At 36.7% G+C, this 21,833-nt stretch carries 19 protein-coding genes and 1 pseudogene; 13 read left to right on the top strand and 7 right to left on the bottom strand.

All coding sequences use genetic code 11. From position 1 onward, the window contains the following. Window positions 1-130: 130 nt before the first annotated feature. The 10 genes from ACFSTA_RS10140 to ACFSTA_RS10095 all read left to right on the top strand — a co-directional run bounded on the left by ACFSTA_RS10140 (window position 131) and on the right by ACFSTA_RS10095 (window position 9,273). Window positions 131-2,116 carry an LTA synthase family protein gene (locus ACFSTA_RS10140; protein ID WP_377556555.1) on the top strand — a complete coding sequence of 662 codons (1,986 nt, stop codon included), beginning with the start codon at window positions 131-133 and terminating at the stop codon, window positions 2,114-2,116. Between the two features lie 105 nt (window positions 2,117-2,221). Next, a complete protein-coding gene (locus ACFSTA_RS10135; RefSeq protein ID WP_377556554.1) occupies window positions 2,222-2,395 on the top strand; it encodes a YfhD family protein in 174 nt (57 codons plus the stop codon). Window positions 2,396-3,012: 617 nt separating this feature from the next. Further along, a complete protein-coding gene (locus ACFSTA_RS10130; protein ID WP_377556553.1) occupies window positions 3,013-3,477 on the top strand; it encodes a YueI family protein in 465 nt (154 codons plus the stop codon). Between the two features lie 42 nt (window positions 3,478-3,519). Next, complete coding sequence (locus tag ACFSTA_RS10125; protein ID WP_377556551.1) at window positions 3,520-3,768, top strand: DNA alkylation repair protein; 249 nt, start codon at window positions 3,520-3,522, stop codon at window positions 3,766-3,768. A 180-nt stretch (window positions 3,769-3,948) separates the two neighbouring features. Further along, a complete protein-coding gene (locus ACFSTA_RS10120; RefSeq protein ID WP_377556550.1) occupies window positions 3,949-4,848 on the top strand; it encodes an ABC transporter ATP-binding protein in 900 nt (299 codons plus the stop codon). A gap of 24 nt (window positions 4,849-4,872) precedes the next feature. Beyond that, window positions 4,873-5,619 (top strand): ABC transporter permease, encoded by a 747-nt coding sequence (locus ACFSTA_RS10115; protein WP_377556549.1) that lies wholly within the window; start codon window positions 4,873-4,875, stop codon window positions 5,617-5,619. Between the two features lie 32 nt (window positions 5,620-5,651). Further along, a complete protein-coding gene (locus ACFSTA_RS10110) occupies window positions 5,652-6,113 on the top strand; it encodes a LytTR family DNA-binding domain-containing protein (protein ID WP_377556548.1) in 462 nt (153 codons plus the stop codon). Next, complete coding sequence (locus ACFSTA_RS10105; protein ID WP_377556547.1) at window positions 6,103-6,513, top strand: DUF3021 domain-containing protein; 411 nt, start codon at window positions 6,103-6,105, stop codon at window positions 6,511-6,513. Before ACFSTA_RS10110 ends, ACFSTA_RS10105 begins: the two co-directional genes overlap by 11 nt. Before the next feature lie 93 nt (window positions 6,514-6,606). Next, window positions 6,607-7,131, top strand: a complete 525-nt coding sequence (locus ACFSTA_RS10100; RefSeq protein WP_377556546.1) for a type 1 glutamine amidotransferase domain-containing protein — start codon at window positions 6,607-6,609, stop codon at window positions 7,129-7,131. Between the two features lie 147 nt (window positions 7,132-7,278). Continuing rightward, a complete protein-coding gene (locus ACFSTA_RS10095; RefSeq protein WP_377556545.1) occupies window positions 7,279-9,273 on the top strand; it encodes an acetoacetate--CoA ligase in 1,995 nt (664 codons plus the stop codon). 825 nt (window positions 9,274-10,098) lie between these two features. Here the strand turns inward: ACFSTA_RS10095 and ACFSTA_RS10090 are convergent. From ACFSTA_RS10090 to ACFSTA_RS10080, 3 genes are all read right to left on the bottom strand, one after another. Next, a complete protein-coding gene (locus ACFSTA_RS10090; RefSeq protein WP_377556544.1) occupies window positions 10,099-10,488 on the bottom strand; it encodes a thiol-disulfide oxidoreductase DCC family protein in 390 nt (129 codons plus the stop codon). 92 nt (window positions 10,489-10,580) lie between these two features. Then, a complete protein-coding gene (gene panF, locus ACFSTA_RS10085; RefSeq protein ID WP_377556543.1) occupies window positions 10,581-12,029 on the bottom strand; it encodes a sodium/pantothenate symporter in 1,449 nt (482 codons plus the stop codon). After that, window positions 12,026-12,301 (bottom strand): YhdT family protein, encoded by a 276-nt coding sequence (locus ACFSTA_RS10080; RefSeq protein WP_377556542.1) that lies wholly within the window; start codon window positions 12,299-12,301, stop codon window positions 12,026-12,028. Before ACFSTA_RS10080 ends, panF begins: the two co-directional genes overlap by 4 nt. Window positions 12,302-12,492: 191 nt before the next feature. On the opposite strand from ACFSTA_RS10080, the gene ACFSTA_RS10075 reads away from it, so the two are divergent. Next, entirely contained in the window at window positions 12,493-13,032 is a 540-nt protein-coding gene (locus ACFSTA_RS10075; RefSeq protein WP_377556541.1) for an RNA polymerase sigma factor, read from the top strand. Continuing rightward, complete coding sequence (locus tag ACFSTA_RS10070; protein WP_377556540.1) at window positions 12,998-15,058, top strand: ankyrin repeat domain-containing protein; 2,061 nt, start codon at window positions 12,998-13,000, stop codon at window positions 15,056-15,058. The genes ACFSTA_RS10075 and ACFSTA_RS10070 overlap by 35 nt, the downstream gene beginning before the upstream one ends. 162 nt (window positions 15,059-15,220) lie before the next feature. On the opposite strand, the gene ACFSTA_RS10065 is transcribed toward ACFSTA_RS10070, so the two are convergent. Further along, entirely contained in the window at window positions 15,221-15,478 is a 258-nt protein-coding gene (locus ACFSTA_RS10065) for a hypothetical protein (protein ID WP_377556539.1), read from the bottom strand. Window positions 15,479-15,647: 169 nt separating this feature from the next. Between ACFSTA_RS10065 and ACFSTA_RS10060 the strand changes: the two genes are divergently transcribed. Beyond that, window positions 15,648-16,409 (top strand): hypothetical protein, encoded by a 762-nt coding sequence (locus tag ACFSTA_RS10060; RefSeq protein WP_377556538.1) that lies wholly within the window; start codon window positions 15,648-15,650, stop codon window positions 16,407-16,409. Window positions 16,410-16,508: 99 nt separating this feature from the next. On the opposite strand, the gene ACFSTA_RS10055 is transcribed toward ACFSTA_RS10060, so the two are convergent. The 3 genes and pseudogenes from ACFSTA_RS10055 to ACFSTA_RS10035 all read right to left on the bottom strand — a co-directional run bounded on the left by ACFSTA_RS10055 (window position 16,509) and on the right by ACFSTA_RS10035 (window position 21,784). Further along, a complete protein-coding gene (locus ACFSTA_RS10055; protein WP_377556537.1) occupies window positions 16,509-16,679 on the bottom strand; it encodes a hypothetical protein in 171 nt (56 codons plus the stop codon). Then, a pseudogene (locus ACFSTA_RS20845) lies at window positions 16,676-17,979 on the bottom strand (IS91 family transposase). Before ACFSTA_RS20845 ends, ACFSTA_RS10055 begins: the two are co-directional and overlap by 4 nt. Before the next feature lie 106 nt (window positions 17,980-18,085). Next, the gene (locus tag ACFSTA_RS10035; protein WP_377556532.1) at window positions 18,086-21,784 is read right to left on the bottom strand and encodes a 5'-nucleotidase C-terminal domain-containing protein; all 3,699 of its coding nucleotides are present in this window, start codon (window positions 21,782-21,784) and stop codon (window positions 18,086-18,088) included. Between the last annotated feature and the right edge of the window lie 49 nt (window positions 21,785-21,833).

The raw sequence follows: 21,833 nt of genomic DNA, 5'->3' as shown, positions 1-21,833 counted from the left end.
ATTTTTATGTTACAAGGATGTTACTTTCCCAATGGTAATAAATGTAAAAAGACTTGCGCCATATTAATTTTTCGGTTAAAATGATATCTTAGTGATTAAACTAAACAAAGCAAATTATGGGGTGAATACGATGAAAAGAATCTTTACATCAAAAATGAGTTTCTTCTTCGTAGCAGTTATTTTACTTTGGACAAAATCGTATTTTATATATACTACTGAATTTAGATTAGATATTGATGGTGGCATACAAGAATTTCTATTGTTCTTTAATCCATTAAGCTCGGCTCTGATTTTTCTCGGACTCGCTTTATTCGCTAAAGGTAAACGAGCTGGCGTGTGGATTATCATTATTGATACCTTGATGAGTATTCTACTCTATGCCAACGTAGTATATTATCGCTTTAATAACGACTACATTACACTACCAACGCTTACACAAACAGATAACTTTGGTAGTTTAGGCGGAAGTATTGCAAGTCTTGCAAATTGGACAGATATATTCTTCGCTGTAGACATTATTATTCTTATTGCGTTATTTGTGTGGAGTAAACGTCATTGGTCAACAAGTCGTATGAGTTTAAAAACACCATTGCTTGTTCTCATTGTAGGTGCAATTGCCTTTTCAGTGAATCTAAGCATGGCAGAGACTGATCGTCCTCAGTTATTAAAGAGAACTTTTGACCGTAATTATATTGTAAAATACCTTGGTATTTACAATTTTGCTGTATACGATGCGATTCAAAATGTAAAAACATCTTCACAGCGAGTACTTGCTGATAGTGATGATATTACAGAAGTGGAAAACTATACGAAAAATAAATACGCTGAACCAAATGATGAAATGTTTGGTGTAGCGGCTGAAAAAAATATTATTAAGATACATTTAGAATCATTTCAATCGTTCCTTATTGATTTTGAGCTACATGGTGAAGAAGTAACACCATTCTTAAACTCATTAGTTCATGATCAAGAAGAGAACTTTACGTATTTTGATAATTTCTTCCATCAAACAGAACAAGGTAAAACAGCAGATGCTGAATTTTTATTAGCTAACTCGATATACGGTTTACCACAAGGTGCTGCTTTTGTCACACGCGGTAATAACACGTATCAAGCTTTATCAGGAATTTTAAATCAAGAATTAGATTATTCTTCTGCCGTATTCCATGGTGATTATAAATCATTCTGGAACCGTGATGAAATTTATAAGCAATTTGGAATTGACACGTATTTCGATGCTAGCTATTACGACATGAATGAAGAAAATACGCTTAACTATGGCTTAAAAGATAAACCGTTCTTTGAGGAATCTATGCCAATGTTAGAATCATTGGAGCAACCGTTTTACGCTCATTTACAAACTCTAACACATCATCATCCATATTTAATTGATGAAGAAGATGCAACAATTGCACCCGCTGAAACTGGAGATGCTTCTGTTGACCGTTACTTCCAAACAGCTCGATACTTGGATGAAGCGTTAGAGCAATTCTTTACAGACCTAAAAGAATCAGGTTTGTATGAGGATTCGGTTATTATGATTTACGGTGACCATTATGGTATATCACAAAACCATAACCGCGCTATGGAAGAATTGCTAGGCGAAGAAATAACAAAATTTAAAAATGCACAATTACAACGTGTACCATTCATCATTAAAGTCCCTGGTGTAGAAGGCCAAGGTACGAATCATAAATATGGAGGACTAATCGATGTTATGCCAACGATCCTTCATCTAATGGGTATTAAATCACAAGACTATATTCAATTTGGAACAGACTTGTTCTCTGATGACCATAATCAAGTGGTACCATTCCGTAATGGAGATGTAATAACACCTGAATTCAGTGTCGTATCTGGAACTTATTATGACACGGTTACTGGAGAAGAATTAGAACCTACAGAAGAAATGAAGGAAATTACTGAGAGTGCACAACATGAATTAGAGTTATCCGATAAATTGTTGAATGGTGATTTACTACGATTCTATCAACCTACAGAAACTTGGGAGCCAATTGACCCTTCCATTTACAAGTATGGAAAAGAGGCTTTTGATCCATTTGCGGATGAATATGAAGAACCGTTTGATGATGTAATTGAATATAACGAGGAATAATACAGAATGAACCAATGGACGCCCATTGGTTCATTCTTTTTTTACATCTTTTTTTACTATTGCGCACATACTAATCATGAAAAACGATGAAAAGAGGTGCTCCTAATGGGAAGAGATGAACATAATAAATCAAAAGGAAATAATTATCTTGCACAAACTCCTAAGAACCAGAAATCCGATGGACTAGATATCGAGTTCTCAGAAGAATTAGCTGACCACGAAGATAAAGAAGCACAGGTAAGAAGCCGTGCTGCTGATAAACGAGCGAAAAAAGGATAAGTGAATGCGGTAAAATGCGATAAGGCGATTCTTTTTAAGGATCGCCTATTTAAGTATATTCGTTGCATCCATTTCCGAAACTACATACAATTGATATATACTATAAGGCTCTTTTCGCATAGTTTGTTGCTATTTTTATATAGACTCCGCCATAATTCTTGCGTAATTTTTACTTTCACAGTCTAATTCAATAGTGTGCTACAAAACCGCTCTGTCAGAATACTTCGCTAGTGGTTATTCTCTTGTTATGGAATGGTGTTAGATTATGATTTCAACACCTAGTGGAGCTCTTCCCAATGGTACCGAAAGTTATTTTCAAGTGAATACATGTTATGAATTCTCCATGCACTATTTTAGCGGAAGAAATACACGTAGACTCCTGCGGGAGGAAAGGCATCGGTGAGACCCCGCAGAACGGAGTTCGAGGAGGCTCACCAGCCACCCGCGGAAAGCGAAGTGTATTTCTGGAGCGAGATTTGGTGCAGTAAATTTAATCTTCACCACGTTTGTTCATTTTAAGGTACTGCGCATTTTACATTAATTACAAATTATTATCACACTTGGAAAAGCAACAATCTTTTAGAAAATAGCCTATCATAAAGAAGTGAGGATTCCCCATGGCAAAGAAAAATGTTGAAGACTATCTAACAGAAGGAATATATGGAACACGTCTCCCCAAGCAAGGTGAAAGGGAATATTTCCTCGGAACATTCCGTGAACGTATTGTACTCGCATTAAAAAAAGGGCAGGTCATGACCGATAAAGGGCTGGAGAAACTTGAAGAGGAAATGCAAAGTTATAAAGATGCAACATTAATTTTCAATGGTCATGTTTCAAACAAGTTTTTAAAAGCTGAAAAAGAACTAGCTGATAAATATAACATTCCATACACAGTGGTGACAAATGAAGAAACAGAAACAGATATTGGTGCAGTTCTGACATATGATTATGCTATAGATCGAGAGGAAATTTTTCTTGAAGAAACAGAATTAGAAGAGGAGAAAGAAGAAGTAAACGAATCACCCCCAAATTTTTTCTCAAAAATGAAGCAATGGTTCAATCCTTCTGGAAATGATTCATAATACGTTCCATTCTAACCAATAATAATGGTGGAGGTGTTTGGAATGACTCGACCATATCGATGTCCTAATTGTAAAACAAACAGTTCACGATTTAATCTAATTGAACAAGTAGCAAAACCAGTAAAAATTGATTCTAAAACTGGTGAAGTACTTAATGATTATGCAAATGATCCCGTTGAGGTTTACCATGTATCGTACAAGGGAACGGATTACAGAATCCAATGTGGTTCTTGTGGCCTAATAGAGGACGAAAATTCATTCGCAAAGTTTGCTGAACACTATCAAAAATAAACCGAAGTACAGTATCTATAGTACCATTCTTCAAAACATCACTTTATTAATAAAAGTGATGTTTTTTTATTTACATCCATGATTATTGTTATTTCAAACATCAATTATGTTATGTCATTCACTCTTCGCAAATTAGTAGGATTTTGTTGTCATAATAAAGAAAAAAGGCAGGTGTATTCTTTGTTAAAAATAAAAAACGTATCAAAATATTATGGAAAAACAACAGCATTGGGAGAAGTGTCATTACGTATCCCAAAAGGCAGTTGTTATGGTTTAGTAGGTCCGAATGGAGCTGGCAAGTCAACGTTAATAAAAATTCTCTCTTCGATTATTCATGATTATACTGGAGAAGCGATCGTCGATAATAAAGCCCTAACCCATGAACAGAAAGGAAAAATTGGATATGTCCCACAAGATATTTGTTTAGAAGAGGGACTTTCAGCAATTGGGAATCTATATTTATTTGGAAAACTATACGGGCTGAATGGGAAGAAATTAAAACTTAGAGCATTAGAGGTTTTAAAACAGATTGACTTAGAAAATCGAGCAAAGGATAAAGTTTCTACATTTTCTGGAGGAATGAAGCGGCGTTTAAATATTGGATGTTCTCTAATGCATAACCCGGATATTCTTATTATGGATGAACCCACTGTAGGTATTGATCCACAATCACGGAATTACATTTTTCAAATGATTAGTGAAATCAAAAATGATGGAGGTACGATTATCTACGCTAGCCATTATATTGATGAAGTAGAAGTACTATGTGATGAGGTTGCTTTTATAGATAAAGGTGAGGTTGTGGAAAACGGTTCTGTTGATGAATTATTAAAACGGTATGCAACGCCCTCTATTTTCATGAAAGGAAACCCATTAACCCTTAATGATATAAAACAATACGGAGATGTTTCTGCTAAAAAAGGCGGCTATATGCTCACAACCAACGAACCATTACAGGTAATGGAGAATATTATTGCCCATTGCCGTAATCACGTGATTGATCTGGAACGATTAGAGCTTGTTCAGCCCCGACTAGAGGATATATTTTTTTCATTAACAGGTAGTGAACTTAGAGATTAAATTCTTATAATTGGAGGAAAACACATGCGTGCTATCATGATTACGGAATTAAAGAAAAATTTACAGGATAGAGGCCTATTATTTTGGATGATCATTTTACCCATCCTATTTACCGTATTATTTATTGCCATCTTTACAGGAAATGCAGATGAAACAACTCGTGAGCAAGTTACTGTATCCATCATACCAGGTTATATTGTTATGTTTGTATTTTTTATCATCATATCGATGGTTTCCACTTTTAGTAAAGATAGAGATAAAGGAATGACTGCTAGAATTGCTAGTACTCCTGTACGTCCTTATTTCTATATGTTAGGAAAATGGCTACCGTATATGTTTATTGTTTTTATTCAGATTTTTATGTTACTTTTATTTGGGAAGGTAGTTTATGATATTCCATTAGAACAGCCTATAATTCTTCTCACCCTTTCTATTTTCTTAACCTTTACCGTTACAGCTATTGGCTTATCTACTGCTGTCATGGTGAAAACTGAAAATATGGGCTTAGCTATAACACAAGTCATCGCATTAGGTGGTGCTATGTTAAGCGGACTGTGGATACCACATGATATGATGCCTGACTTTATGCAAACAATAAGTTATTTCCTGCCGCAATATTGGGCACATCAAGCATTTCAAGATGCAATGGCCGGCAGTATAAACTATTCCGATCTTTTTCAAACGCTTCTTATACTATTTTGCATTGGAGTCGCCGGATTTGTGTTAGCAATTTTCCGATATCCAGCATTTTTAAAGTGTTCAGTAAGCTAAAAGTAAGACTTGTTTTTATTGGGGGTAACCAGATGAAAGTAAATATAGACATTGATGATGCGTTCACGGAAACACAGGTAACGATTCAAGCAAAGGAATGGTCGGAGGAACTCGAGGAAATTGTTAATGTCATAAAAAAAAGAAAGGCCCAACGCTTATTTGGTGTTGAGGAAGATCAAACAGTTATTCTCGATCCAAAAACGATCGATTATGTATACGCTGAAAAAAGAAAAATATTTGCTGTTCAAAAAGACCGTAGCTTTGAAATTAGAATGAAGCTATATGAAATCGAAAATATATTAATTCCTCATGACTTTATGCGTTTTTCCAAATCAGTAATTGGGAATATCAGTCAAATACAACGATTTGAACTATCGTTTAATGGTAACCTTTGTGTATACTTTCACTCTGGTAATAAAGAGTATATTACGCGAACTTATGTAGCGGAAATTAAAGAAAGACTAGCTATGGGAGGGCAATCAAATGTTAATTGAAATATTCAAACGAAGTTTAATTGGTATTGCTGTTGGCGGTATTTTTACATTTATAGCCCTTACCATATTAATTATTTTTGATATAGATTCATCCGTTAAAGAAATTTGGACTCATATGCTTGCAAGTTTTCTGATGGGTATCTATTTTGGATTAAGCTCATTTATTTATGAAAATGAAACTTGGAGCCCTTTGAAAAAAACCATGATCCATTTTAGTCTTTCGATAAGTTTTTATTATATTGTTGCTCTTTCTGTTGGCTGGGTACCATTGAATGTTGTGGCTATCATCTTAAGCTCCTTAGCTTTCATATTGTTATATTCAATATTTTGGACTGGATACTATATTTATTTTAAAAAAATTGAGGCTTCCCTTAATAAAGACCTAGAAGATAGGAATTAAATCGTACCTCATGTTACAAAATATCCTATGCAATATGTCTATATTCGAATTCACTTCTATCTTTTGATACACTAAGAAAAATGGAGGGATCATATGCGATTAAAAGATAAAAAAGTCATTGCTTTAGTTGATGAAGATTTTGAAGACCTTGAGCTTTGGTATCCAGTATTACGATTACAAGAAGAAGGCGCACAAGTAGACTTAGTCGGTAAAGAGGCGAATCAAAAGTATATCGGAAAATACGGTGTACCTGCTGAATCTAAATTTTCGTTTTCAGATATAAACGTAGACGACTATGATGCAATACTAGTTCCAGGAGGATGGGCACCTGATAAATTACGCCGTTTTCCGGAAGTAATAGCATTTATCAAGGAGATGGATCAAGCTAAAAAACCAATCGGTCAGATCTGTCACGCTGGTTGGGTACTTATCTCAGCAAACATTTTACAAGGTAGAACCGTAACAAGTACACCCGGAATTAAAGATGATATGATGAATGCAGGTGCAAAATGGATAGATGAAGCTGTTACTGTAGACGGCCATATTGTCTCCAGCCGTAGACCACCTGATTTACCAGAATATGTTAAGGTCTTTGCTGATAAGCTTGCCGAAAGTTAATATCTTACTTTGACAAAGCTAGGAATCCTCTTTCCGGATTCCTAGCTTATTTGGAATAATAATGGAATTGATTTATATAACCTTTACACATAGAAAGCGTTTCCATATAATAAAATTAACTATCGATATATTTCTAGGAGTGATTACGTGAAACGGATCGAAGAAGGCACACTATTATGGGAACCTCAAGATAGCCAAAGAAATCAATCCAATATCTATCAATATATGAATTGGTTGAAGGAAAATAAAAAGCTTCATTTTCAAGATTACCAGTCACTATGGAAGTGGTCTGTAGATGAAATAGATACTTTTTGGGAAACGATTTGGGAATACTTTAATATACAATCACAAGATCGCTACCAAACGATTCTATCATCTCATAAGATGCCTGGTGTGAAATGGTTTCCTGAAGCAACGGTCAACTATACAGAACATATTTTTCGTAATCGCGATGATGACAAGACTGCTATTATACATACCTCAGAGCTTCGTCCAACTTCAGAAGTAACCTGGAGACAGCTCTATCAAGATACTGCTGCATTACAACAAACATTAAAGAATCTAGGAGTACAGAAAGGTGATCGGGTTGTTGCATATGTAGCAAATATCTATGAATCTACGGTCGCATTTCTTGCCACTGCTAGCTTAGGTGCAATTTGGTCCAGTGCATCTCCTGATTTCGGAACGCAAAGTGTTATCGACCGTTTCAAACAAATTGAGCCGAAAGTTATGGTAACAGTTGATGGCTATAGCTATGGAGGAAAAACATTCGATCGGACAAGCATCATAGAAAACATTCAATCTGAATTACCAACATTAGAAGCAACAATTGCTGTACCATACATGAATGAGAATGCTAGTTTTAGTAGTTTAAAAAATGTCACCTTATGGAGTGAAGCTGTACATTCACCGAATGAACTAGAATTAACTTATGAACACGTTCCATTTAATGATCCCCTTTGGGTATTGTTCTCATCTGGAACTACAGGTAAACCGAAACCAATTGTTCAAAGCCAAGGTGGAATCTTACTGGAACACTTAAAAGCATTAACCTTCCATGTAGATCTTTCCGAGGAGGATCGCTTCTTCTGGTTTACAACAACCGGATGGATGATGTGGAATTTCCTAGTCGGTGGACTATTAACTGGTAGTACTATTATTTTATATGATGGGAATCCAGCATATCCCGATAAGAAAATGCTATGGAAGCTTGCTGAGGATACCGAAATGACGGTTTTCGGTACGAGTGCAAGCTATATTACGGCATGTATGAAAGATGAGTTCTCACCAAAAGATACGTTTAATTTAACACATCTAAAAAATATTAGTTCAACTGGCTCACCTCTTCCACCTGAGGGATTCAAATGGTGCTATGATAATGTCAAAGAAGATCTGTGGATCGCATCAGCAAGTGGGGGGACCGATGTATGTACAGCATTTATTCTGGGTGTGCCGACCCTCCCGGTATATGCCGGAGAATTACAATGTCGTGGCCTAGGAGCTAAAATTGAAAGCTTTGATGATCATGGTAAAGCTATAATCGAAGAAGTAGGCGAGCTTGTATTAACAAAGCCCTTCCCTTCTATGCCTATTTATTTTTGGAACGATGCAGATGGAACGAGGTTACAGGAAAGCTATTTTGACATGTACCCAGGAATATGGCGACATGGGGATTATATAAAAATTACTGATCGAGGCACTTGTGTCATTTATGGTCGTTCGGATGCAACGATTAACCGTGGTGGCATAAGGATCGGAACAAGTGAAATCTATCGTGCAGTCGATCAAGTTAACGAAGTTTCTGATAGTTTAATTGTCGACATCCCTATAGAAAATGGTGATTCCATCGTACCACTTTTTGTGATCATGAAAGATGGATTAGAACTTACCGATGAAATTAAGGAAGCTATTAAAAAGCAGATTCGAACACAATGTTCACCAAGACATGTCCCTACTGGAATCTACGAAGCTCCTGACCTTCCAAAAACATTAAATGGGAAAAAGCTCGAAGTACCCGTTAAAAAAATATTAATGGGCAAACCGTTGGATCAGGTTGTTAATAAGGGCTCGTTAAGCAATGTAGAGTCCTTGGATTATTTTGTCGAATTTACCAAGCAACATGTTCAATCTAAGGTACAATAATTTGAAATGATCGTTTGCTAACTACATTTTTAAAATTTAGCAGATTAAAAGGAGCTTATAGTCTCTTTTTGATCTGCTTTTTATAATATCTTCTCAAAGCAGATATATTATTTCCTTCTGGTTTTGATGTAAAAATGACACTTTCTCTTTTTTGATAGCCTAAATTACAAGCATATTGATTTTACCTCTTCGTCATTTCCAATATAGTCAAAACGATGTCTCCTATTAATAGAGACACCGTTTATTATTAACTGAAACAAACGTTTGATTAATGTAAACCGATTAGATTCTTTCCGCATAGTTTGTTGCTATTTTCACTTAAACAGCGCATTAACTTAATATGAAAAACGTGGTGAAATCTGAGATTAAATGTACTGCACCAAATCTCGCTCCAGAAATACACTTCGCTTTCACTTCCAGCACAAGTGCGACATCTGTTCAAGCTCCTTTAGGTCGCTTTTACAGTGTCTACTTTGCCGCGGGCGGCTGGTGAGCCTCCTCGTGCTACGCACTGTGGGGTCTCACCGATGCCTTTCCTCCCGCAGGACGTGTCCGAAGACCCCGCAGATGCTCCTGCGTCTTCCAGTTACGCTCCGAAGCATGCTTCCTCGGCGCAAGGGAACGAAGAAGCATATTCGAGAAGTACCCTGGCTGAGGCCGTGCCCGCGGAAAGCGAAGTATTCTGCCGGAGCGGTTGTAAAGCAACCCCTTCGAAATGTGTGATAGAAAGTAAATCCTAGCGAAAGTTACTGCGCATTTTCTATCAATTGCTCATTAAGATCATTTTCTGGAAAAAGCAATAATCTGATAGTAAAAAGCCATTAATTACAGGAATCTATCTCTAACCTCTGGAGATGGCAACATACAGCTATCTTTTTTACCAAACCATTTATAGCGATTCTTAGCCAAAATGCCATAAAATACATCTCTTATCGGTCTAGGGATAATAAGCAGACCATAAAAGATCTTCCATAATCCATCAAGTTTTCCACAAATACGAAGTGCCGCAGTTGATTTAGTATAATACTTTTTACCATCCATTAATATCATACTATCCAACTGATTTGGCACATCATACTCGTTAACTAACCTTTTCCCTGCTTCGCTTTGCAAGGAGGCGAATTGATAATGGGCTTTGGAATCTCTCTTTAGAATAAATTGAACACTTTGATCACAAAAATTACATTCTCCATCAAATAGGATAATACTACTCATCAAACTTCCTCCCACTCAACTTCTTCCTATTTCTACTATAACACGCTTCCTGTTAAAATAAAGAGCGCACCTAACTAGGAACGCCCCCCATACTATGATAATTCCATTTCGTTTGAAGTTAATTTCTGTGTTGCTAAGCTAACGAATACATAAGCAAAAAAGGCGACAACTATTGGTAGCACCACGGCATGCATCCCAAACGGCTGTGTAAATAAGTTGAAGTCAGATAGGATGTACAATCCAACACCAACTATCATCGATGCGAGAGCGCCAAATTTGTTTCCTTTTTTCCAGTACAGACCCATGACAACCGGCCATATAAATGCTGCTTCTAAGCCACCGAATGCAAACAAATTTAACCAAATAATTAAATTAGGCGGATCTAATGCCATTAAGAAAACGATAATCCCAAGAACTGCCGTAATCCCCATACTTAATCCTTTTACTCTATTCATCGAGGCATTTGGTTGCACATAATTTAAGTATACATCCTTTACGATAGTTGAACTTACAAGTAGTAACAATGAATCGACAGTAGACATAATTGCTGCCATTGGTGCTGCTAGCACGATTCCCGCTAACCATGCTGGCATGGTTTCTAATGCAATTAATGGCATTACTTTATCCCCTACATCAATCCCAGGTATAATTGGTCTCGCAAAAACACCGATTAGATGCATATTTAACATAATGAAACCTACTACAATAGTTCCAATTATTAATGCTCGGTGCATCGAACGCGCGTTTTTATAGGACATGGCGCGAGTCGCAATTTGAGGTAGTGCAACGACTCCTACACCAACCAGGATCCAAAAGGAGGAAACATATGCTGGCGTTAAATTACCTTCAGCACCAAAAGGTGTGATTAAGTTGGGATTTTCCGCCGTTAAATCGTTTATAATGGAAGGAATTCCCCCACCAGCGATTATGACGGCAATTAATAATATTAATGTACCGAGAAACATAACTGTACCCTGAATGGCATCTGTTAATGCTACAGCACGAAAACCACCAATTGTTACATAAATTAAAACTGATAGAGCAAAGATAAATAATGCACTTGTATAGGATAATCCAGTTAGTGATTCAATTAATCTAGCTCCACCAATCCACTGGGCTGCCATTGCTGAGAATAAAAATATAATAATGCTAATTGCCGACAATATAACAACCCATTTTGAATTATATCGCTTTCTTAAAAAATCAACCATCGTTACAGCCTTATATTTTCTAGTGACGATAGCGAACTTCTTTCCTAGTATCATTAACACAAAATAACCGGTTGCTACTTGTGACATCGCTAGTAATACCCAACCAAGCCCTTGTGTATAAGCAGTACCGGGTCCTCCTATGAAACTACTAGCACTTCCATATGTAGCAGTCATTGTCATAGCTAATACAAATCCGCCTAAGCTACGTCCACCTAAAAAGTATTCGTCTAAGAAATTACTGGATGAACGAACAAACTTACCAGCATACATTCCAATACCAAAAATTACGATTAAAAAACCTATTAACGGTATGATTGCCTCCCAATTCATTTGTAATCATCCCCTTCTTCTTCCTCATCAAAAGGAACTTCAACAAAAAACACCTTCACTATAAAAGTTACTAGTACTACCATGACAACAAATCCGAGTACACAGCTATAGAAAAACCAATCAGGTAATCCAAGTACATAAGAATATTGTTCATAATCCTTGCTGCCCATACCATAAGCAAAAGCGAACCACCAAATAAAATTAAAAATTACTAAGCCTACGCCAATTAATGCTTCCCGATTCGCTATTTTAAATCGATAATCTTCTCGCATGTGTAGACCCCCTTTGTATAATAAATAACTTAACTACGCTTCACTTTATAATATATAGTAAAGATATACTAAAAGAAACACAAAAACTTATAAGACATACTTCAAAGCCCATTTTTTAAAAATGTTATATAAAATGCAATCTTTTATTGTGCATTACGTCTAATTATATGAAACCAGGGAGGTGGTTATTTGTGTCGCATAATGAAACAATATCCGATTGGTTTGAGAAATATGGCAATGATATTTATCACTTTTTAATTTATAAAGTTGGGCCAACTGATGCAGAAGACCTTTTGCAAGAGGTGTTTATTAAAGCACTGAAGGGATTTAAACGATTTAAGAGAAACTCTAGTCCAAAAACATGGCTTTTCAGTATTGCTCGCAATGTGGCAATCGATGAAGCACGAAAAAGGAAGTCTAGAAAATGGTCAAACACCGTTCCGCTAGACAAAACATATGAGCCATCAACAGATTTATCCCCAGAAGCCATTTTGGATTTCAACGAAGATACGCAAGAAATTTATCAATGCATCCAGAAATTAAAAGCAAATTATCAAGATGTCTTAATTTTACGTGGAATAAAAGAACTATCCATTCAAGAGTCTGCCAAAATACTGAAATGGAGTGAAAACAAAGTTAAGACGACACATTATCGAGCCAAAATTGCATTGAATGAAGAATTAAGGAGGTGTGCTTATGAAGAATCAGAATCGCCTAGAGCAGCTAGATGAGCGTTTAAAATCAATGCCAAAGCCAGACTTAAATCAGCATACTAAATTAGAAATTAAACAAGCTATTCAAAATACAAATACAGGCAGATTTAAATATATTCAAAAATTAACGGTTACCCTTGGAACTGTATTGGCTGTTTTCATTTTTTCCATATTAATCATGACAAATATAAATGAAGAAAAACAAGTAGCTGAGCAAACCTTTCATGACTTCTTACATGGTGATACTGCAAAAATAGTAGGGTATAAAACGAATGAGCCCAATGTGAAGTACGCTTCTAGTAAACAGGAAATAATTCAATTATTTGATGAGACGGTCGGAGCAGTCGAACTCACTGAAACAGTGGAAAGATCTTCCGAAAATGAGACAACGATCGAACTATACGATAGCAAAAACGAGCTACTAAACACGCTAAAATTCACAGGAGGAAATATTGTCACGATTAATGGCGACCATTATCACATGAATGCAGATATAATAGACCAATTTACATCAACACTTTTCACTGAAGAATACATGGTCGTTTCAGATGAAGAAGATGAAGAAACAGTCGATTATGCAAAAGTATTAACAGAAGAATTGGAAAAGGCTTCTGAAAATCGTAATTGGGATAACATACTAGATGCAGTTGAAAACGGCGCTGATCCAAACGCCCCTCTGCTGATCGCAGCTAAGGAAAATCGTAGAAATATTGTTGAGGAATTATTAAGACATGATGCAAATCCGAATACACTAGATGATAGCTCGAATACACCATTAATGTTAACAACAGATCACTCTACCGTAGAATTATTACTCGAACATGGCGCAGATCATTCCATTGTAAATACTTCTGGCCATAATGCATTAATTCTAGCTATCTATAGACATCAACATGAAATCGTAATCTCACTACTTGATAACGGAGCTGATCCAAATACAGCATTACCTAATAATGGCATGACTGTTTTACAAATGGCTGGTGCATTTGGGGATCAAGAATTAAGTGATATACTGCTACAATACGGTGCTGATGAAATAGAAGGGTATGAAATTGAAAATTGGATGATATCTCAAATTCCTTCATTATCCTTGATGTTAGACAGTGACTTAGTTTCTTATGCATCCATTGGAAGGTTACCTGGTATCGATTCCATTCAAATCCCATCGGATGCAAGGACATTTCAAGGACGGTTTGGCGACCCGTTTGAGACGTTTACGGTTGATGGAGATGTGGCTCATGTATATGGAAATCATACTTTTATCAAGCTAGAGGAACAGGATCTTTTTACCACGTATCGATATGAATTACACCCAGGAGACCAAGTATCTGTTCAGGAAATTATCGATGAATTGGGTTGGTCATCAAATGTTTTCGTTAACGAGTCCACTCAAGAACAAACATTATTGTACGATCTTGTAAACTATGAAATCCAGTTTGCATTTGAAGGTGAAGCAGTGTTTAATGAAGAAGGAGAAGCAACATTCTTTAATGGGGAAGGTGCTGTCAGATCCCTTGAATTAACTTATAAGCAGCCGGGAATTGTTGAACATGCTCATGAGGTACTGGAGTTATTAATTGCAGAAAACATGAATGGCTTAGCAGATGAGGTTCATCCTGAAAAAGGGGTATTATTTGGACCATTTTTACAAATTGATCACACACCAATGTCAGAAGATCACGAACCAGTAACATTTGACTTAAACGAAGTCTCAAACCTATTCAATATTCAAGAAACATTTCACTGGGGAGACCATGCCGCAAGTGGACTCCCAATTGTAATGACAACAAGGGAATATTTTGACTCCTACGTTAAAGCTGCTAACTATGTTAACCCAGATGGAATCTATGTAAATGAGATTAATTCTCGGGGAGACTATTTACATTATGTAAGTGAAAGATTCCCTGACTCACAGCTCGTTGAATATTTCCATGACTCCGAGGATATGGACACACTCAACTGGGGAGGATTAGGACTTTTATTTGAAGAGTATAATAATAGTTGGAAGCTAGTAGCAATCCTACATGATGAATGGACACCATAATTAGAATAATGAAACAAATATAAAGAAAAGCATCACAATCAGATTTTTATATATCTTTTTGCGATGCTTTCCTAATTTTTTTATAACATAAGCACATTATTTACTTCTTCTCCATTTACATTTTAGTTTATTCAAAGTTACTAAGATACATGCTACTATGAACTAATTAATCACTTGCTTAGTTTGATTAGACTTTATTAATAAATATAAGGATATAATTAACTGTAATACAGCGATTACTAATATAAACTTACCAACTGACCAAGCAAAGACATATGCACTAATAAAACTTATTAAACAGCTTGAAAAAATTGGCCAAAACCTTTTCTTTTTTATTCCATATACAGACCAAATAATTCCCGCTAGAAAAACTAATATAACTACCGGGCCTAGGACATCCCATAATACACCTTCATTCATTTGTTATACGCCTCCAATCTCATGATTTAATTTAATTATATAATATTATACTGATTTTTAAAAGTTTTCTTGATATTTTTTTATTTTTAGAAGGATTTTCCTTTTTTGTGAAGAATAACTAATGTATGGGATATTAGGAATAACAAATTTAAAGGGAGTGTTGATTAATATGAGAAAAATATTGTTTATAACAGCTTTAGTTTTGGGTATGATTCTAACTACAGCATTACCAACTTTTGCTGAGGAAAACAACTCTTTTCAAACATTCACCTTAGAAGCTACTGAAGATTCAATCAAAACATTTGATGAAGTCAGCATGATCGTCCATAATGACAAATCTTATACTGTAACTGTTGAAAATGAAATTCCTAATGTAGAAAGCCTTGCTGAAAACTATCAAATAGAAGTAAACCCCGATACGAAACAATATCAAGTTGTCGAGTACAACAATGATAATCTAAGTATTTCTTCTAAAGATGAAAGCGAGGTTATTGTAAGCCCAAACGCTCGAAACACCAGGTATATTCGAGTTCAAGCAACTACCGACGATCCAATCGGTGCTAATTTAGCTTGGACAATTAATAGATTAGTTTGGGATTACGATCAAACTAGTGCTTACAAAAATAGCAGAAGTGGAAGCAATTGTAATGCAGCAAACCCTAGTTCACTTGGAACACATTGGTATATAAGTAGTTGTACATTCTCTAGCTACTCTATTATTGATGGCGGAAGAACGGTAACATCTAAACTTACTGGTTCTTATTATAACTATGACTTTATGGACAATAATAAAAGAACCGATGTTACACACAACGTATACCTAGAAGGGTATAAAGATGGTTCTAGTTATTATAGTGCAACATGGTCAAAGTCTGGTGAGGGTTCTGGTCTGTTAGATTTAGATGTGACTGTAAATAGAGGAACACCTTAATTAATTTCTAGTTTCTCCTAATATCCCTCTAAAATTAAGATATTATTCAACTAGTAAATAAGAAAAACCGGGCAAACCCCGCCCGGTCCTTTTTCATAGCTAGAGAACATCCGATAACTTATATTCATGGCCATGCATCCCTTTATAATACTTTGGATACATCTCTCCACCACATTGTTCACAATTGAATCTTGGTGGAGTGGTTGGATCTCCCCCATCCATCAAATCAAACTCTTCTACAACGTTATATGGAATCTTTTTCTTCCTCATGACACATTAAACAATGATAGTTGACTTATGTCTTCCTTCGGTCGTAGGTGGTCGGTTCCTTTTTTCTTCTTTCCTTTTTTGCGTGGTTTGTTGCTCTGTGCGATAATGACTCACCCTTTCTAAATAATTCCTTGCTTCTTTCGTTAATGTGATCTTTATTTCTAATCTTCCATTCTCAAGACACACTTCTCCCTTGTATTCATAGTAATTGTCGAAATAAGGGCATACAAGTGGATCTTTTTGACCACTAGAAATAATACGCTCTCTCCATGTTTGGCGGCGTATGGTCTTCTTTACTTTTAAGATCCAACGTCTTGTCCTTGTTGCCATGTAGCCAATAGTTTTCTACTCAATTTCTTACTTCTTCTAGAATACATCCCGTAGTGACGAATCGTTTTGAATTGCTCGTCTAGAATATCACGGATTAACCGGATTATAAACTCTTCTACCGTTACCGTTTCGTTCTTTTCTTACCCATCCACTTTATCGATATATTTAAACGTCACATGTTGACCATCATATGCCTCGATTCGATTGATCCCAATCGCAGGTCGACGAATATAACGGCCGATGTAACGCAGTTGGTCCTTCACCTTTCCTCTTTGTTTTGGGGCATACATATAGAAGCCTTCCCCATTATTAGAAAAAGCCTTTTGCAATCTCGGTTGAATTCTTTTCTTTTCGTTCTTCCATAAGTGTTTACGAATAAATTTCAACACGACCGTCTGCCATTGTTTCCCGAAGCATCATAAAAGGAATAAAGTCGTATGTCTTCCACTCCCCCTTTCTTCGTTATCCCACCCATTGTCACTAACATATGGACATGTGGGTTTAAATTCGCTCTTGATCCAAACATATGTAATCCTGCAATTATTCCTGGTGTCACCTTTGCTTTCTTTTGAAAAAACTCTGTAATTAACTTTGCAGCCTCATCCATAAGTGGCTTCAACAGTTTCCGATTCCATAGGAATATTTCTCGTAGATTTTCATCGATCGCAAAAATCACATTGCGATGATTTACTTGTAGTACATCTTCTGTAAGAATACGACTCCATTCTTCATTTTCTCCAACAGAACACTTCGTACAAAAACGACCTTTACACCGACAAGGCACATGTCGAACATCATGGCATCCTTCACAAACATAGAGTTTAAATCCATTTTTAGGATTTCCACAGTCACGGAACTTTTCCACCTCTTTAATGACAATTGGACGGATTCTAACTTCATGTTTCTTTTTAAATGCTTCCCAATGTTCATGTTCATCAAAAAAGATTCGTTTCAAGATGTTTTTCTCCATATATTAAAAATACCACAGCTAGAAACACTGTGTTAGAGCCAAATTTTTATAGTTTCTTATCTTTTTTAAAAAACAAGGGTATCCCCACCGGAGGATACCCCATTACTTAATCTTCCAAACTAACCTTAAGCACCTTATCCTTTACATCTGTCATTTCAAATGTTTGCGATACTGCGCCATTTGTTACAACTAGTGTTACTTCTTTATCCTTTAATAAGTCTACTTGCTTTTTATTTAGTAATAAACTTCTCGGCTTTTTCTCGTTAAAGATGTTAATTACAACTTGCACACCATGATCTAACGCTTCTAAATCCTTCGTATGAACTGTCGCTGTCCCATTATTTTTCTTCGGCTCCACTTCTACTATTGGCCGATCTTCCTCTTCTCCAGGTATTTCGTCTGTAACAGCAATTCTTCCTTCTGGACCATAAACTAGCGGATTCGATTCTGAGCTATCTAAACTTTTAACAAAATCTACGGTGGCATCGATATCTTCTGGTCCCATGACTGGGTTTTGTCCAAGGTCTTTAATCGGACCCTCTGAAGTTCCCATATAGTTATTGACCGTTAATGTATATACTGCATCTTCATCTATCGGTGTACCATCAGGGAATGTAATATCTACAACCTCTTGTAACTCAGGATTAAACGTATAATGGAATCCAGCAATACTGTAGTCAGATCCGTAGCTTGATAGCTGCTCATTAAGAATAGGATAAAGATCTGCTCCTGTAATCTCAACGGTCATTAGCGTATTGCCAAATGGTTGAATATTATATAATTCTCCCCAAGTAATTGGTCCTTCTAGTAAAATATCTCGAATTCCACCACCATTCATCATGGCGAAGTCACTGTCCATTGCCCAATTCATACCATCTGCTATGAGATTACCTAAGCCATGGTCAGCATCATTGGTATAACTTCCTGTTAGCTCTTGTGCATTGTATCCGACAACTTCATTTACAATAGGAGCAATTGCTTCTGCATAATAGCTTAATGTTTCTGCAACCGTTTCGTCTGGTGTATAATCACTCTGCTTAACAAAAACAACTTCTGCTTCCTTACTTACAATGTCACCAGTAGTACGATCAATTTCTAAATCAACATCTGCAAATGCTTTACCATATTCAGAAGCTTGCACGATTAGCTTGTTATCTACTACTCCATCAACTACTTGATGATTATGAGCCGCAAAAATAACATCCACCGAATCATTTACTTCCATAGCCAAGTCAGCTGCAGCACCTGTAGCTCCAATACCTGATTGGTTAGCAGGAATATGTGCTAATACAATAATAGCCTCAATCCCCTGTGAAGTAAGTTCATCTACAGCATCATTTACCGCGTCTACCTCATCTGTGAACGCTACATTCTCCAACGAAGACGGCATTACCATGTTTACTGTCTCCTGTGTATTTACACCGATAAATCCAACTTCCACACCGTCAACTTCTTCTACATGATACGGTGGTAAGAACGTTTCCCCAGTGTCTTCATATACACAATTTGCACAAAGTACAGGAAAATTCATGCCATCGTAATCTTCTGTACCTGCCCCATCAGGATGCTCACCACCATTTACCATACGTAATAATTCATCCAGTCCTTCATCAAATTCGTGGTTTCCAACTGTCCCAACATCAAATCCTATTTCTTCCATAATTTCTACGGTTGGTTCATCCTGTAATAAACCTGATACTGGTGAACTTCCACCAATCATATCTCCGGCATGAACAATTAACGTATTAGGATTTTCTAGCTCACGTTCTTTTATCGCTGACGCCGTATAATCCATACGACCGTACATGTCAAAAGTACCATCCCCATCAGGGTCAAGGCTATATTCTTGATCAATTTTCCCGTGCAAATCATTCATGCTTAAAAGTTGTAATGCAAGAATATTCGGATCTGCTTCACCACCACCTTCAGCAGGTGTATAACCATATGATTCCGCTTCGGCTTCACTAGCGAAGAAAACTCGTTTTTCGACTGGGACATCTGCCCAATCTACCGGTTCTACATACTCCATTGTGTCGGAGTTACCAACATAACGTAATAATCCTTTTTGATCGTCAAAGGCACGGAATACAAAAGGTAATTCCAATAATGGATCTTCTGGATTCCAAATCCCTAAGCCAGCATCTTTCGCCTCTTTCACAGCTTCTTGATAGACGGGATATGCTTCTTCATCAATCGGTGCAAGGAAATAAGTAGATGCATACCCTTGTGCAACCATTTCTATATTAATATTTAGTCCATCCTCTTTGCGGATAACTTCTGCTAAAATTCTACCATAGTCATCGGTAGGTTCATCACCGACTTTTAAATAGATTTCATCACCTGGTTGCAATAGTTCACTAATATAACCTGTCGCTAAATCCCCGTAATATTTTTGATTCGCATTAATTTCTGCTCTTTCGGGGTCGTTATTATGAGCAGCATACGTTTCCGGTGTATCCATATTTAAGAAGCGTACTCTCGATTCGCCAAATACTGGATCTGCAACACGAATTGTATCGCCATCAGTTACCGTTTCAACAGTCGTTTCATACAGTCCCGATGCTGATGGTGGATCTGGTTGTTCTTCTGCTACCTGTAAATCAGATTGCTCTGTAGGAATTAGTTGGTAATCATTGTATTGACTAACGATTGCCGTGATATCGTACCACAAATCTGATTCAACCAAGGAAATATCTAGCGCATTTTCCATCACGCGAAGTGTTGTTCCATTAAAGTCTGCATCAATTAGTGATACATTATAGCCACCACCAGCCGGGCTACCCGGAACATTATTGATAAAACCGTTTAGCTGTACTAATTCCCCTTCATATGACTCTGCAACCGCAGGATCCTGAAGGTCTTCTAGTGTAATTTGTTGCGCTTCTGGTAAATCTTGTCCCTGCTCTATTATTTCAATTGATTCTGGTATTATTTCTTTTAATCCATTATAGGAATCTAGTTCACCAACTACTTGTACACGGTCACCTTTTACTAGATCAGGTAACTGTCCTTGTTCATAGGCAAATAGATTAATTCCACCTGTTTCATCTTGTATATAAGTTGTAAACTGAGAACCATTACTAATGGCAGCATTATCTGCTATTACAATTCCTTCTACCGTTACAACTGTTCCATCACTTAAATTACGGGCATCTCCAATAGTATACTCATCACCAGGTTCTCCTGGGTCACCGGGGTCACCAGGCTCTCCTGGGTCAACGCCATCCATTGTGTGACTCCCAAGATAGGCAAATGTATTACTCGTATAATCCGTCCATTCACCTTCGTCATACGAAGTGCTAGGAGCTGTCACAGAAGAATTTCTCACTAATGTAACATCTTGTCCATAATTAATTCTCTCTCCAATGACGCCTAATACATCTAATACACTATCATTTTTCGTTAAGGCTAACGCATCATCCCCATTAAAGTTAATGACTCCACCATGCGTCATATCAGCCACTTCTAAGATAGCCTGATCTGCACTTGTATGTGCTAGTACGAGCACATCTCCGTGCTCCAAAGTACCTGATAATGCTAGTGTTTGACTAGCTGTTGCCGAACCATTGCTGTATAGGTCAACTTCATAGTCTGCTAAGTCAACGCTCTGCCCAGTCCCATTAAATATTTCAATTGCTTTGTTAAATGAACTGCCTTCAATGTACTCTGAAATGAATAAATCCTCTGCTAGTTCTTCATTACTTTCCGCTGATGCTTTCATCGCAAATACCGATGAATAATTCATGAACACAAGCGCGATAATAAGAACGAGATGAAATACTTTCCGAACAGTTGAATGTTTCATTAGTACCCTCCATTTGAAATATTATTATGTTACATTCATAGGAATCTAA

This window comes from Ornithinibacillus salinisoli, assembly GCF_042684965.1.
Lineage (GTDB): Bacteria > Bacillota > Bacilli > Bacillales > Amphibacillaceae > Ornithinibacillus > Ornithinibacillus salinisoli.
The sequence above is the reverse complement of the archived record's forward strand: the minus strand, read 5'-3'. Positions and strand labels throughout refer to the sequence as shown.